This is a genomic window from Acidithiobacillus sp. HP-11, from assembly GCF_015100075.1.
Lineage (GTDB): Bacteria > Pseudomonadota > Gammaproteobacteria > Acidithiobacillales > Acidithiobacillaceae > Acidithiobacillus > Acidithiobacillus thiooxidans.
The window spans coordinates 25,539-38,047 of the sequence record NZ_JACKYY010000032.1 but is presented as its reverse complement, the minus strand read 5'-3'; the positions used below and the strand labels follow the sequence as shown (position 1 = coordinate 38,047).

At 55.1% G+C, this 12,509-nt stretch carries 12 protein-coding genes and 1 pseudogene; 6 read left to right on the top strand and 7 right to left on the bottom strand.

Features of this window, described 5'->3' with window-relative positions:
- A pseudogene (locus tag H7F08_RS10315) lies at positions 1–218 on the bottom strand (RND transporter); the annotation flags it as partial.
- A complete protein-coding gene (locus H7F08_RS10310; RefSeq protein WP_193640521.1) occupies positions 218–1,762 on the bottom strand; it encodes a DHA2 family efflux MFS transporter permease subunit in 1,545 nt (514 codons plus the stop codon). The pseudogene H7F08_RS10315 and the gene H7F08_RS10310, both read right to left, overlap by 1 nt.
- Before the next feature lie 109 nt (positions 1,763–1,871).
- Here H7F08_RS10310 and H7F08_RS10305 point away from each other — a divergent pair, with 109 nt between their 5' ends.
- Positions 1,872–2,816 (top strand): LysR family transcriptional regulator, encoded by a 945-nt coding sequence (locus tag H7F08_RS10305; RefSeq protein ID WP_193640520.1) that lies wholly within the window; start codon positions 1,872–1,874, stop codon positions 2,814–2,816.
- A 15-nt stretch (positions 2,817–2,831) separates the two neighbouring features.
- Here H7F08_RS10305 and H7F08_RS10300 read toward each other — a convergent pair whose 3' ends face one another.
- Together H7F08_RS10300 and H7F08_RS10295 are read right to left on the bottom strand one after the other, a co-directional pair.
- On the bottom strand, positions 2,832–3,485 hold the full coding sequence (locus tag H7F08_RS10300) for a thiopurine S-methyltransferase (protein ID WP_193640519.1): 654 nt from the start codon (positions 3,483–3,485) through the stop codon (positions 2,832–2,834).
- Positions 3,482–4,222 carry a HugZ family protein gene (locus H7F08_RS10295; RefSeq protein ID WP_193640518.1) on the bottom strand — a complete coding sequence of 247 codons (741 nt, stop codon included), beginning with the start codon at positions 4,220–4,222 and terminating at the stop codon, positions 3,482–3,484. The genes H7F08_RS10300 and H7F08_RS10295 overlap by 4 nt, the downstream gene beginning before the upstream one ends.
- Before the next feature lie 137 nt (positions 4,223–4,359).
- Here H7F08_RS10295 and H7F08_RS10290 point away from each other — a divergent pair, with 137 nt between their 5' ends.
- Positions 4,360–4,995, top strand: a complete 636-nt coding sequence (locus tag H7F08_RS10290) for a phospholipase D family protein (protein WP_193640517.1) — start codon at positions 4,360–4,362, stop codon at positions 4,993–4,995.
- Positions 4,996–5,015: 20 nt separating this feature from the next.
- Here the strand turns inward: H7F08_RS10290 and glp are convergent, their stop codons facing one another.
- Genes glp through mobA form a run of 3 tightly spaced genes read right to left on the bottom strand, consistent with a single transcriptional unit; the run spans position 5,016 to position 7,336 of the window.
- Positions 5,016–6,254, bottom strand: coding sequence for a gephyrin-like molybdotransferase Glp (gene glp / locus H7F08_RS10285; protein WP_081577321.1), 1,239 nt, complete (start codon positions 6,252–6,254; stop codon positions 5,016–5,018).
- Positions 6,255–6,749 (bottom strand): molybdopterin-guanine dinucleotide biosynthesis protein B, encoded by a 495-nt coding sequence (gene mobB, locus H7F08_RS10280; RefSeq protein ID WP_010642104.1) that lies wholly within the window; start codon positions 6,747–6,749, stop codon positions 6,255–6,257. It abuts the gene before it with no gap.
- Positions 6,746–7,336, bottom strand: coding sequence for a molybdenum cofactor guanylyltransferase MobA (gene mobA / locus H7F08_RS10275; RefSeq protein WP_193640516.1), 591 nt, complete (start codon positions 7,334–7,336; stop codon positions 6,746–6,748). The genes mobB and mobA overlap by 4 nt, the downstream gene beginning before the upstream one ends.
- Before the next feature lie 78 nt (positions 7,337–7,414).
- Between mobA and H7F08_RS10270 the strand changes: the two genes are divergently transcribed.
- The 4 genes from H7F08_RS10270 to H7F08_RS10255 all read left to right on the top strand — a co-directional run bounded on the left by H7F08_RS10270 (position 7,415) and on the right by H7F08_RS10255 (position 12,508).
- Positions 7,415–7,972 carry a hypothetical protein gene (locus tag H7F08_RS10270; RefSeq protein ID WP_193640515.1) on the top strand — a complete coding sequence of 186 codons (558 nt, stop codon included), beginning with the start codon at positions 7,415–7,417 and terminating at the stop codon, positions 7,970–7,972.
- Positions 7,969–9,039, top strand: a complete 1,071-nt coding sequence (leuB, locus tag H7F08_RS10265) for a 3-isopropylmalate dehydrogenase (protein WP_193640514.1) — start codon at positions 7,969–7,971, stop codon at positions 9,037–9,039. Before H7F08_RS10270 ends, leuB begins: the two co-directional genes overlap by 4 nt.
- 13 nt (positions 9,040–9,052) lie before the next feature.
- The gene (locus H7F08_RS10260) at positions 9,053–10,075 is read left to right on the top strand and encodes an aspartate-semialdehyde dehydrogenase (RefSeq protein WP_193640513.1); all 1,023 of its coding nucleotides are present in this window, start codon (positions 9,053–9,055) and stop codon (positions 10,073–10,075) included.
- A 66-nt stretch (positions 10,076–10,141) separates the two neighbouring features.
- Positions 10,142–12,508 carry a FimV/HubP family polar landmark protein gene (locus H7F08_RS10255; RefSeq protein ID WP_193640512.1) on the top strand — a complete coding sequence of 789 codons (2,367 nt, stop codon included), beginning with the start codon at positions 10,142–10,144 and terminating at the stop codon, positions 12,506–12,508.
- Position 12,509: the final 1 nt, after the last annotated feature.

Below are 12,509 nucleotides of genomic sequence, written 5' to 3'. Positions count from 1 at the left end.
ACCTGAATCAGATGGTCAAGAGCAGGCAGTTGCGCCGCTTTCCACCACTGCTGTGCAGGCCATGGACCCGCCGTGATTCCATAGTGATGATCGGCCCGTGCCAGGGTCCGTTGAATTTGAGGGCTATGGGCGAGATGCGCACCGGGAAGATGCTCCGGCAGGCGCGCACAAGCCGCAAGCAGTAACAATGTTAGCAGTAGAACAATGGATTTTTTCATCAGAGATCCACCAGTTCTTCTATGGCGCGGCGTACCCGAATATCAGGTTCTGCGTAAACCACCGGTTTGCTGAACAGCATGAGACCCGCGCCGAGCAGGAATCCCCATGCAGCTATATAAAATATTTCGTTGAAGGCGAGCATGGCTGCCTGATGCGCAATGTAGTGCACAGTGCGGATATTGCTTACTGTTGGTTTGGGCGCATAAACCCTAGTGCTGTTGTGACCTTCGGCAAGAAAATGCGCATGCAGAATCATTCTCCGGTCAAAAAGTGTGGCAATAAGGGGAATGCCCATAGCCTGTCCACAGAGCCGCAATACATTCAAAAAGGCAGTACCACGCATTTCGGCGGGGCCAGATAATCCGGACAAGGCAATGGCGATGATGGATGGAAACAGACTGCCCAGAAATATTCCTACAAAAGCTTGTGGCCACAGTAATTCGTTGAAAGAGGCCGGATGATTGTAGGAGGAAACCCAAAAACTGGCGGCCGCAAATCCCAATAAGGAGAAAATAGCCAGGATACGTGCATCCAGATGATTGAGCAGGCGCTGGGTCAAGAAAAAACTGATTTTCGAAAAAATCGCCATGGGTAATATCAACAGGCCGACCAGCCAGGCGCTGTAGCCCATGACCAACTGAAATCCCACAATATAAATGGCGATGCTGCCTTGGAAAAACAGGGCCGTAAAAAACAGCACAATACCCCCGATCATGAAGTTACGTCGTTTCAGGAGCGTGAGTTCAAGTAAGGGATGCGTGCTATACCATTCCCAAATCCCAAAAAAAATCAGGGTGATCAGGCTGATGCTGCCGAGAAAAATAATAGTCTGGGAGCGCCACCAACTGATGATTTCCCCGGCATTAAGGGCTGACCCCAGAGTGGCCAGGGCAATCAGCAGCAACAGCAGGCCCGGCCAGTCTAACGGGGGATGGCGATGTTCCATTTCCCGACCAAATAACAAAATCACAATGATGACAGCCACGCTGATGGCAATGGGTATATTCAGGTAAAACAGCCAGCGCCAACCGATACTGTCGGTGATCCAACCGCCGATAACCGGACCCAGGGTAAACGGGGTGAGGGCAGCGACCCCCCACAGACCCAGGCCAATATTACGGCGATGTGCCTGATAATGGCGCAGGATAATCTGCAAGGAGACCGGGATGGTTAATCCACCCGAAAATCCCTGGAGAATACGGGCACTGAGAAAAGCATCATAATGGCTGGTTTGCGCGCAGATGGCCGAAGCCAGGGTGAACGCCATAAAGGCTCCTGCCAAAACCCGCATTTCTCCCCAACGTTGCAAAAACCAGGGAGAAGTCGGAAAGGCCAGAGCCATGGCCAGAAAAAAATCTGCCTGGGTCCAATCCGCAAAATCCGGGTTAACGCCCAAACTGCCGGCAACATGGGGTATCATGGGCAGATAGGCGCCAGTGTTGAACAACACCAGAAAATGTCCGAGCCCAATCACCAAGTTCAGCAGCAATACCATGCTGGTGCTGAGTGGGGAAACTGCCGGAGCGTGATGTGCAAAAGCCATGAATGGGAAACCGCTTCTACGCTGATGAACTAAACGCGCCGATCATGCGGGGCATGAATACATAGGTCAAATTGGTAATATATATATAATCTATCGGACATGGCGATATATGGACACAGAACTTTTATTAACCTTTCTGACCGTGGCCAAAAGTGGCGGGATCAGTGCAGCAGCGCGGGTACTCCATCGCAGCCAGCCGGCCGTCACGGAACGACTGCAGAAATTGAGCCAGATGGTCGGAGAACCCTTGACGATGCGTCATGGTCGCGGCATTCAACTGACCCCCGCCGGTGAGGCGCTCCTGACCACCGCCCAACGTATGCGTGAAGTCATCGACGAATTCGAGGATATAATCTTACGTCGCCAACGCCTGCAAAGTGGGGTTTTACGCATTGCGGCGACTAATACCGTAGCCAACTATTTTTTACCGGAACGCCTGGTTGCTTTTCAGCAGCAATTTCCTGATGTGGAAATTCAGTTGCGCGGAGGGGTTATTGACTGGGAAAGCATTGCTTTGTCTGACTGGGATTTATTCTTTCTGGAAGGTGGTCTGGATCTGGAAGGCTTGCCTTCTTATTACGCCGTAACACCCTGGCTGGATGATGAAATCATGACGATATTTCCGGAAGGACACGCTTTGTTGCAACGCGATGTTCTGAATCTGGAAGATCTGATGGCCTACCCTCTGATCTGGCGCGAACCGGGTTCGGGAATCCGCCGCTCCGTCGAAAAAGTTTTTCGGGATGCCGGGTTGAACCCCAGACAGTCCATTGAGGTGACAGGTGTTGAGGCGGTCGGTGCCGCTGTGGATGCCGGGCTGGGCATCGGTTTTGTGACAGCCGCCGCCTTAATATGCCGAAAAGATTGGCGTGTACAGGCGCGGCGTCTGCCTGCACCGCATGGCATCCAGTGGACTTTATATATGGCCAGACCACAGCCAGCTTATCAGTCTCACACCATACGCGCTTTTTTGGAGTTTCTGGAAACCGCTACGGTAGGACTTCCGTTGATAGGCCGATATGTGATCAATCCAGACGCTGAAATTCACTCATAACTGGTCACCGGTAGATTACGAATCGACACCACGACGGAGCACAAATACCAGCTCCTCAAAGCGATTGGTATCCGTGGATCCTTCCTCACGCAAGTCGATGGAAGACAGGTGCTGTACGGCCCAAGAGGGCTGGTAGAGTGCGCAGACTTCGGCCTCGGGCACGGCAAAGGGTGGGCCTTGCCGGGTTTCCTGGGGATAATCGAGGGTGATGAGCAGGATCGGTGGCCGATGGGGAAGAATATCCCGTAATTTTTCGGTGTAGGCGCGGCGCAATTCCGGGGGAAGGGCGATGAGTGCGGCCCGATCATACACGGCGGTAATATCCTTCAATTCTGCACCGGTGAGGTCGAAAAAGTCTCCGCAAAAGATTTCGACAGGACCCGCCTGCCAGCGTTGAAAGGCACCCACGCTGTCCACTTGCGGATGCAGATGGTGTTCCTGAAAAAACTCCTGGACAGCAATAGGGCTGAGTTCGACGCCGCGCACCCGATAGCCCTGCTTGACCAGCCACAGCAGGTCCAGGCTCTTGCCACACAGTGGGACGAAAACCGTACCCTCTTGAGCGACTTGCAGACGATCCCAAAAGGCGGGAAGTCGTGGGTGAACATCCGGACGATGGAAGCCGATGCGATGTTCCTGCCAGCGTTGTCGCCAATAAGCCTGATTCATTTGGTTTCCTGTCCTTGCGCTTCACGGCACTGCCGGGCCATGGCGACCAGTGCTGTCCGGGCTTCCTGCGGGCTGGTAATGGGCTCAGGAAAATCAAAGCGCAGCAGCTTGCCATCAGCACGTAAATCAAAACCATCGTAGTCAATGCCCACCATTTCTACATCAACAGCGTCGCAAGCGCACAGATGACGACAATAATCGCGCATATTGTCGCGATGGTCAGCATTCATATGGGCAAGAATCCCTGCTTCAGCTTCTAGCAGAGCCGCTGTGGGTGGGGGTGCATAATGTTCAGGTCGCACCCAGTGGATTTTGCCGAAACCGCCAATATAGCGAATGTTTTCGACCTGAATCCGATAGAAATAAAAATCATGGGCAGCGAAGTAATCCTGTGCCTGGGGTAAGTAACGCAGATAGCGTTCTCCAAAACCATTTTTGTCGGGCAAGCGGGCAGCGCGCCCTGTTAAAGTCACCCGGCCCACGGCTTGCGCATCGTCTGCACAGGGATAAACCAGCAGGCTCACCCGGGGATCGGCATCAATATTTTTGGTGTGTTCGGCCAGATTGGAGATGAGAATGACTGGATTACCTGCGGCGTCGAGCACAAAAGGACTGACCGAGGCAAAAGGATAGCCTTCCAGTTTTTTGGAGAGTGTGCAGAGCGATCCATTATGGTAGCTGCGTACGAATCGCCTGGCTTCTGCGCCAATGGCAACTCCCTGGTCAATAGGTGTCATGAGATTATCCAGACTGGGGGCATTCAGCCCAACCTCTGCAGTCTAAAGAGTGATTATTTATCTGTCGATGATTTGCCACTTGGCGAATGCCTTCATTCACATTATCTTCACCCAAAAACCTGATGAGCGTAAATCCCATGACCTTGATGAAAAAGACCCTGCTATACCTTTTGTTGCCTTTTTTTCTGAATCCATTGCCGGCTTCGGCAGAAGCTTCGCTGTGGCAACAAGTCCAGCATTGGGGCAAGGAACAGTGGTCCATGGTGACAGCAACCATGCCGCAATCGCCAGTCACTGTTCCGGCGCAGGGGAGCATCGAAGTGGCTTTTTCTCCGCCGGGAGGGGCAACAGCCGCCATCGTCCGCGCCGTGGACGGCGCCCGCCAGCGGGTCTGGGTGCAGGCCTACAGTTTTACCAGCGCACCTATTGCCAAGGCGGTTTTGCAGGCGGCACGGCGGGGGCTGGATGTTCAGGTGGTGCTGGACAAAAGCCAGCGTACCCAGAAATATTCCGTGGCGGACTTTTTTGCCAATCAGGGCGTGCCCGTATTTATTGACGATCAGCATGCCATTGCCCACAACAAGGTGATGGTCATTGATGCAGACACCCTCATCACCGGCAGTTTCAACTTCAGCAAAGCGGCAGAACAGGCGAATGCCGAAAATCTGCTGATTTTTCGTGGAAATCCCGCACTACAAAAGCTGTACGCCGAGAATTTCCGCTTTCATCTCAGCCATTCCACTCGCTACCAGCCGCGTCATGGTCTGGACTGACGGCAGCTGTTACGAGCAATTTAGACCAGACCCTCCAGCAATTGCACATCCACCATGCTTCCGGCTGGAGCACCCTCGGCTTCGGCGGCCAGAATAATCAGGCAATCCGCATGGGCCAGTCCACTCATGATGTGCGAAGCCTGTTGACCGACCCCCGCCACCTGCAGACCGTTTTCCCCAGAAATCAGCACGCCGCGCTGAAAGTCGGTGCGCCCCGGTTTTTTCTTGAGGGAATGTGCCAGCGGTATTTTGAGAACGGTGGGCGTCCAGGGGGCGCTTTTCCCCATACGTTTGAGGATGCAGGGCTGCACGAACTGATAGAAAGTCACCATGGTGGAAACCGGATTGCCGGGTAGCCCAAAAAAAGTAGCCTCTCCCAGTTGGCCAAAGGCCAGCGGGCGACCGGGCTTCATGTTCATTTTCCAGAAATTGATGCTGCCGATGCGTCCCAGCAGTTCGGCAATGTAATCCGCATCACCTACCGACACGCCGCCGGTGCTGATCACTAAATCAGCCATGCCTGCGGCTTGTTGCAGAGTTTTTTCCAGATGCTCCGGGTTATCCAGGATCCGTCCAAGGTCGAGAATTTCACAACCGAGACGTTGGAGCATCCCTTGCAGGGCGTACCGGTTACTGTCGTAAATCTGCCCTGCCTCCAGGGTGCTACCCAGCGGACGCAGTTCATCACCCGTTGAAAAAAAGGCCACACGCAGACGTCGAAAAACCTTGACCTCGGCAATGCCCAGACTGGCGAGCAGGGCCAGTTGGGCGGGTCGGAGCAGTGTGCCGGCAGGGAGGGCCTCGACGCCGGGCTGCAGATCTTCGCCAGCCTGACGAATATTGGCGCCGGGTGCCGGGTGCTGCTGGGGAAGGATGGTTTTATCCTGAATTTCTGCCTGTTCCTGAATCAGGACGCTGTCTGCACCCTCTGGCATGACGGCGCCGGTCATGATGCGCACGCACTCACCAGGCCCGACAACACCCGTGAAGGGATGTCCGGCAAAACAATGCCCAATGAGCTGTCGGGGCTTTTCGCCGTCACTGCTGCGCAGGGCGTAACCATCCATCGCCGAGTTCGGCCAGGCGGGGACCGCTTGCGGTGCGCGTATGTCTTCAGCGAGAACCCGTCCCAGTGCAGCACTGAGGTGCAGAACTTCGGTATCTGTCAGGGCCGGGCTGCTGGCAAGAATGGCAGCGCGCGCTTCCTCAACACTTTTGGCCATGGGGTCATGTTCATTATCACTACAGCAGTGAGCCATTCAGGGTTCCTCGTGTATCCAGTGGTGAATAAATTGCGCAATGCTTTCAGGGGCATTGAGGTCCAGTACCGCGCAGTGTGTGAGTAAGGTCGCATCGCTGGCTACGGCAATAATCCGGTGATCTTCTGCGGCCAGCAAAGGTTTTTGCAGCGCCGGGCGGTGTACCTCTATTTTCGGAATGGGCAAAGCCTTGTTCCCCTCAATCAACAGCAAATCTGCAGGCGCAGGCAAGCTGGCAACGATGCTTTCCAGAGTGACCTGTTCCGGCGCCGGACAGGTAGTGAACCAGCGTTTGGGGCCTTGGAGCATGACCGTTTCGGCACCGGCCTCACGCAGGCGATAACTGTCTTTTCCGGGGGTATCCCAGTCCACGTCATGATGCGTGGATTTGACCATGGCGATGCGTAAATCCGCTGCGCGAAGCAGGGGGATCAAGGCACAGAGCAGGGTGGTTTTTCCGCTACCGCTATATCCTATCACACCCAACGCTTTCATGACAGATCCTCGGGCGCGTTACAATTGTGCAGAACGGCTTCATCCAGATGCAGGGTGGCGTAATCCAGATCACGAAACCAGTCCTGAACCCGCCGTCCGCCTTGATCCAGATAAGCTTGCAGGTGGGGTAAAAGACGGCGATGACATAAGACGAGTACCGCATGCCAGCGCTGGTTGCTGCGCGCCACGACCAGATCCTTGTCCATTTTTACCTGCCACATCTGCCGCAACAGATCGTGGGGGAGGAGCGGACTGTCCACGGGAATACTGGCCACCCAATCCTGACCGGCAGCGGCCAGTCCGGCACTCAGGCCCATAAGTGGACCCTCAAAAGTGGCGCAGGAGTCAGAAATAACGGGGTAGCCTAAGGCCCGATAATCTTCGAGCTGACGATTGGCACTGATCAGAATTTCTGCACTGTCTGCCTGCAGGATCTGGATGGCATGGGTAATCAGAGGAGCATTGCGCCAAAGGACCCAGCCTTTATCCACCCCGCCCATGCGCCGGCCAGCCCCTCCGGCAAGAATCAATCCGGTGATCGGGAGCGGTGGAAGAGCCGATGAGGAAACAGTTTGCCGGTGGTCCATGCTATTTAGCTGCTGCCCTGTCATAAAAGCCTATGCTATCCTTCCACAATTCTCAGGCAAGTAAAACCCGGAGCAGGTATGTGGGATTGGTTGCGGGGCAAGTCAGGGCCGACTGCTCCCCCCCGTGGTGTGGTGGTGGATGCTGGTATTCCCAATCAGGAGCGCGTCGCAGAATTGCCGCTGCCCGAAGCACTGTTTGTGCTCCATTACAATGGCTTCGCAAAGCTCCCGGAAAATGCCGAGTTGCGGCAATTACTGCTGAACACGGCGCGTAATGGTGATTTTTTGCGCGATTTGCCCCGGGCCAGTGCCCGGCGTCTGGAAGAAAGTGCTGCCCTGCAGTCCCGTTTCGGCATAGAGCTGGAAACCGTCGTGCAATTTTTCAAGGTGTTGCACAGTGAAATTACCCGCCGCATGTATATTGATGCAGCCCGCAAGCGCGAGGACGTCGCCGGGCTGCAATTTACCCTCCGTGACCCTGCCGGGGCCGATGCCGAGGTATGCGCCATTGCCGAGGCCAATCCCTATGATTTGGGTGTTGGTACTTACCCCTTTACCCATATTCCCGAGAATCCGCATCCGGGAACAGAAAACCCCTTTATTATTCGTATTGTTATGAAAAAGGATCTGGCATGAAAAAAATAGCAATTTTCCCGGGTGACGGGATTGGACCCGAAATTGTGGACGCGGCCCGACTGGTGCTGGATGCCGTGGACCAGGCTGCAGGCCTGAATTTGCAATGTACCGATGGATTGGTCGGCGGTGCCGCCCTGGATGCGACCGATGACCCCTTGCCTGAAGCTTCCCTGCAGTTGGCCATGGCGGCCGATGCGGTCATTCTGGGTGCTGTCGGTGGCCCGCGCTGGGATGGTCTGCCGCCGGCCAGGCGTCCTGAGCAGGGTTTGCTACGCCTGCGCAAGAATCTGGATTTGTTTGCCAATTTGCGTCCAGCACAAATTTTCCCGCAGTTATTGAGTGCGTCGCCACTGCGTCCGGAGCTGGTGCGGGATGTGGATATTCTGGTGGTGCGCGAGCTGACGGGCGATATTTACTTTGGTCAGCCCAGAGCTGTGGAGCTGGTGGACGGCAAGCGTCGTGCCTACAACACCATGGTGTATGATGAGGACGAAATCCGGCGCATTGCCCACGTTGCCTTCAAGGCAGCACAGGGTCGCCGTAAACAATTATGTTCGGTGGACAAGGCCAATGTGCTCGAAACCACCCGTCTCTGGCGCGAAGTGGTGACTGAATTGGCAGCGGAGTATCCCGATGTCCACTTAACCCACATGTATGTGGACAATGCAGCGATGCAGCTGATTCGTGCCCCTTCCCAGTTTGATGTGCTGCTCACAGGCAATATGTTCGGTGACATTCTGTCGGATGAAGCGAGCCAACTGACCGGCTCCATCGGTATGTTGCCTTCGGCTTCCCTGGGCGAAGGGCGGGGCATGTATGAACCCATTCATGGCTCTGCTCCGGATATTGCCGGGCAGGATAAAGCCAATCCGCTCGCCACGATTTTGTCTGTGGCCATGATGTTGCGTCATTCTCTGGGCAACGAAGCATGGGCACAACGGGTGGAAACGGCGGTTCAGAAAGTGCTGGATGAAGGACTGCGGACGGCCGATATTGCCGCAGCCGGTGAGGCCGTAGTCGGAACCCGTGCCATGGGCCAAGCCGTGGTCAAGGCATTGCAACTCTGAGGATGAACGAAGCATGAAAAAAACGCATTACAACGTGGCGGTACTGGGGGCAACGGGGGCCGTCGGCGAAGTCATGCTGCAAATCCTTGAGCAGCGCAAGTTTCCCGTTGATCAGCTTTACCTGTTGTCCAGTAGTCGCTCTGCAGGGGGGCGGCTGCCGTTTCGGGGTAAGCAGGTTCTGGTGCAGGATGCGGCCGGTTTTGACTGGTCCCAGGTGGATATCGGCTTGTTTTCCGCCGGGGCCAAAGTCAGTGCCCAGTTTGCGCCCTTGGCGGCGGAAGCGGGCTGTGTCGTCATTGATAATACCTCCCAGTACCGTTATGACGACGATATTCCCCTGGTGGTCCCGGAAGTCAATCCCCAGAGTATTGCCGATCATGTGAATCGGGGCATTATTGCCAATCCCAATTGTTCCACTATCCAGATGTTGCTGGCTTTGAAACCCATTGCCGATGCCGTGGGTATTGAGCGCGTGGTCGTGGCCACCTATCAGGCGGTCAGCGGGGCGGGTAAGCGCGCCATTGAAGAATTGGGACAGCAGACGATGGCCCTGTTCCGCCACGAAGAGGCTGTCTGCGATGTTTTCCCCAAGCGGATTTCCTTCAATTGTCTGCCTCAGATTGATGTGTTTCAGGATAATGGATACACCAAGGAAGAAATGAAAATGCTCTGGGAAACCCGAAAAATTCTGGAGCTTCCTGACATCGCGCTGACGGCAACCTGCGTGCGGGTGCCCGTATTTTACGGCCATTCCGAGGCGGTCAACGTGGTGACCCGTGACCCGATTACCCCGGAGGCCGTGCGGGCCTTGCTGGAAAAAGCACCGGGCGTGACGGTGGTGGATAATCAGGAGATGAATTTATGGCCATCGGCTCTGGATGCAGCAGGCCAGGACACCACTTATGTGGGGCGCATTCGCGGGGATTGTTCCCATAATAGGGGCATTAATTTCTGGGTGGTGTCCGATAATATTCGCAAGGGCGCGGCATTGAATAGTGTGCAGATTGCAGAGTTGTTGATTCGCGACTATTTATAGGAACACTGCGGGTTGAAAGTGGCCCATTGCAATACGCTTGCGTTACAGAAAAATGAGGAAATAACAATGGAGAGAAAGAATTGGTTGTGGGCCATGGCCGGAATGGGCTTACTCTTGCCAGGCCTGGCTCAGGCACTGGGGTTGGGATCCCTGCAGGTCTTGTCTGCCCCCGGAGAACCCTTTCGTGCCGAAATACCCATCCAATCAGTAACCCCTCAGACTGCATCCAGTCTTAATGCCAGCCTGGCTCCGAACAGCGCGTTTGCCATGATCAATCTGCCACAGGCTCCGACCCTTGAGCATTGGCAATTTACGGTGCGGCGTGGGAGTCAACCCGCCATTCTGATTTCCAGTCCTCTACCCGTGAGTCAGCCAAATTTACAGTTTTTGGTACAGCTCAACTGGTCGGGGGGGCAGTTAGTCCGGGAATACTCGGCCAGTGTTGCGAATGCCGCTGCAGCGATGCCCCTGGTATCCAGCCCGGCACCCGTTGCCCCGTCGGCAATTTCGCCAGCGAGTGTGCCAGCGACCGAATCTGTGGCGCAGCCTCCCGCACCCGCTAGACTGTACCATGGTTGGTCGCGGGTAAACCGTTATGGCCCTGTTCCGGTAAACAGCTCTCTGTATGATATAGCGCAGTCTATCACTAACAGTAATGCAGTTACTCTGGATCAGGTCATGTCGGCAGTCGTCAAGGCCAATCCACAGGCCTTCAAAAATGCCAACCCGACCTATTTGTATGCGGGAAGCATGCTGAATTTGCCCAATGTGAATCAGGTGCAGGCCATGACTCCGGCTCAGGCTACAGCCTGGTTGTCAACCCAAAGTCAAGCGGGAAGTGTGGCGTCCCTTCCTGCCACTCAAACCTCACGGGCTGCGACTTCCACTTCCACAACCCAACCACAAAAAGCTTCCACAAGTCCCACCGAAAGTGCTACGCATCTGGTGCTGTCCAGTGCGCCAGCCAATGCAGTAGCTGCCAGTGCTGAGACGGCATCTGCCACTAGTTCGCCTCTGGCAGTGGACACCCTGGCCCTGCAGACGGAAAATCAGAAGCTGAAAAGTGAAGTAACGGGCCTTGGACAGCGTTTGAGCGCAGAAGAACGTTTACTGGCCAATCAGGGCGTCCAGTTAGCTACGCTCTCGCGCAATAGTGCCAATAGTAGTCTATTCAACAACATCCCACTATTGATTTCTCTGGGAGGCAATCTGCTGCTGCTCATCCTCTTTATATGGATGCTGCGCCGTCAGAAAGAATCGGAAAGACGTCAGCGTGAAGTTTCTCAACGCCTTTCCACACTGAACAGTAACAAATCGAAACCGGTTGCCGAGCCCCCGATTGTTGCACCGGCACCGGCACCGGCACCGGCTGCCGCATATAGTGCGGCAGCGGAACCGGCAATAACTCCTCCAGCCGTTTCCACGCCAGCACCGACTCCGACTCCTGCCTCCAAAGAGGCGGCGGTGGAGGAGATTGTGCCGGTTACTGAACTGGCTCCAGTGCAAACGCAAGGCGAAGATCATGACGATGTGATGGAAATTGATCCCATCGAACAGGCGGATCTCTACCTGACTTATGGTAAATCCGAACAGGCCATTACGGTAATGAATGAAGCGCTGGATGAGAATCCCAGACGCAAAGAGCTTTATGTCAAGCTTCTGGATATGTATGCCACTCTGGATCGTCGAGCAGATTATCTGGATCTGGCAGAACGGATGCGTGGCCGCTTTGGTCCCCATAACGCCGCCTGGCAGGAAGTGGCTGCTCAGGGGTCCCGCCTGTTTCCGGGGAATGCCTTGTTTGCTTCGGAGGATGAACGCGAGGCGGACGTAATGGTCAAGCAGGCTCCCCTAGAAACGCCTGCTGATAAAGTGCAAGAGGCTCCGGCCACTGAGCATGATGCAGACGATCTGCTGGATTTTGATTTTTCCCATGGGCAGGTTGCGTCTACTGCGGACGAATCCTTTCCTGCCGATGAAAAAGACCGCTTGTTGCAGGATATTGATGAACAATTCCGGTTGATGGATGCAGAACATTTTCATGCTGAACAAGTGACTGGCGAGGTGGAATCCGCGAGTCAGGATCACATCCCTGCCCCCGAAGCACCCAAGTCCGAAGCCCCGAGTGCGGAAGATACGCTGCCATTCTCTTTCGGGCTGTCACCTTTTGAAGAAGAGCGAGCTCCGGCTGTGCCTGCCAGGGAACTCGATCCCGAGCCTGAAGCGCTTCGCGAAATGCCCAAGCCGGCCATTGTTGAGGAGACGAGTCCTGCAGCCGAAGACTGGGATGCAGTCGGGACCAAGCTGGATCTGGCCAAAGCCTATGTCGAAATGGGAGACAGTGAATCGGCGCGCGACCTTCTCGAAGAGGTGAGCAAGGAAGGGAGTAGTGCTCAGCGCGAAGAAGCCCAGAAAATGCTCGAAGACTTGTAAT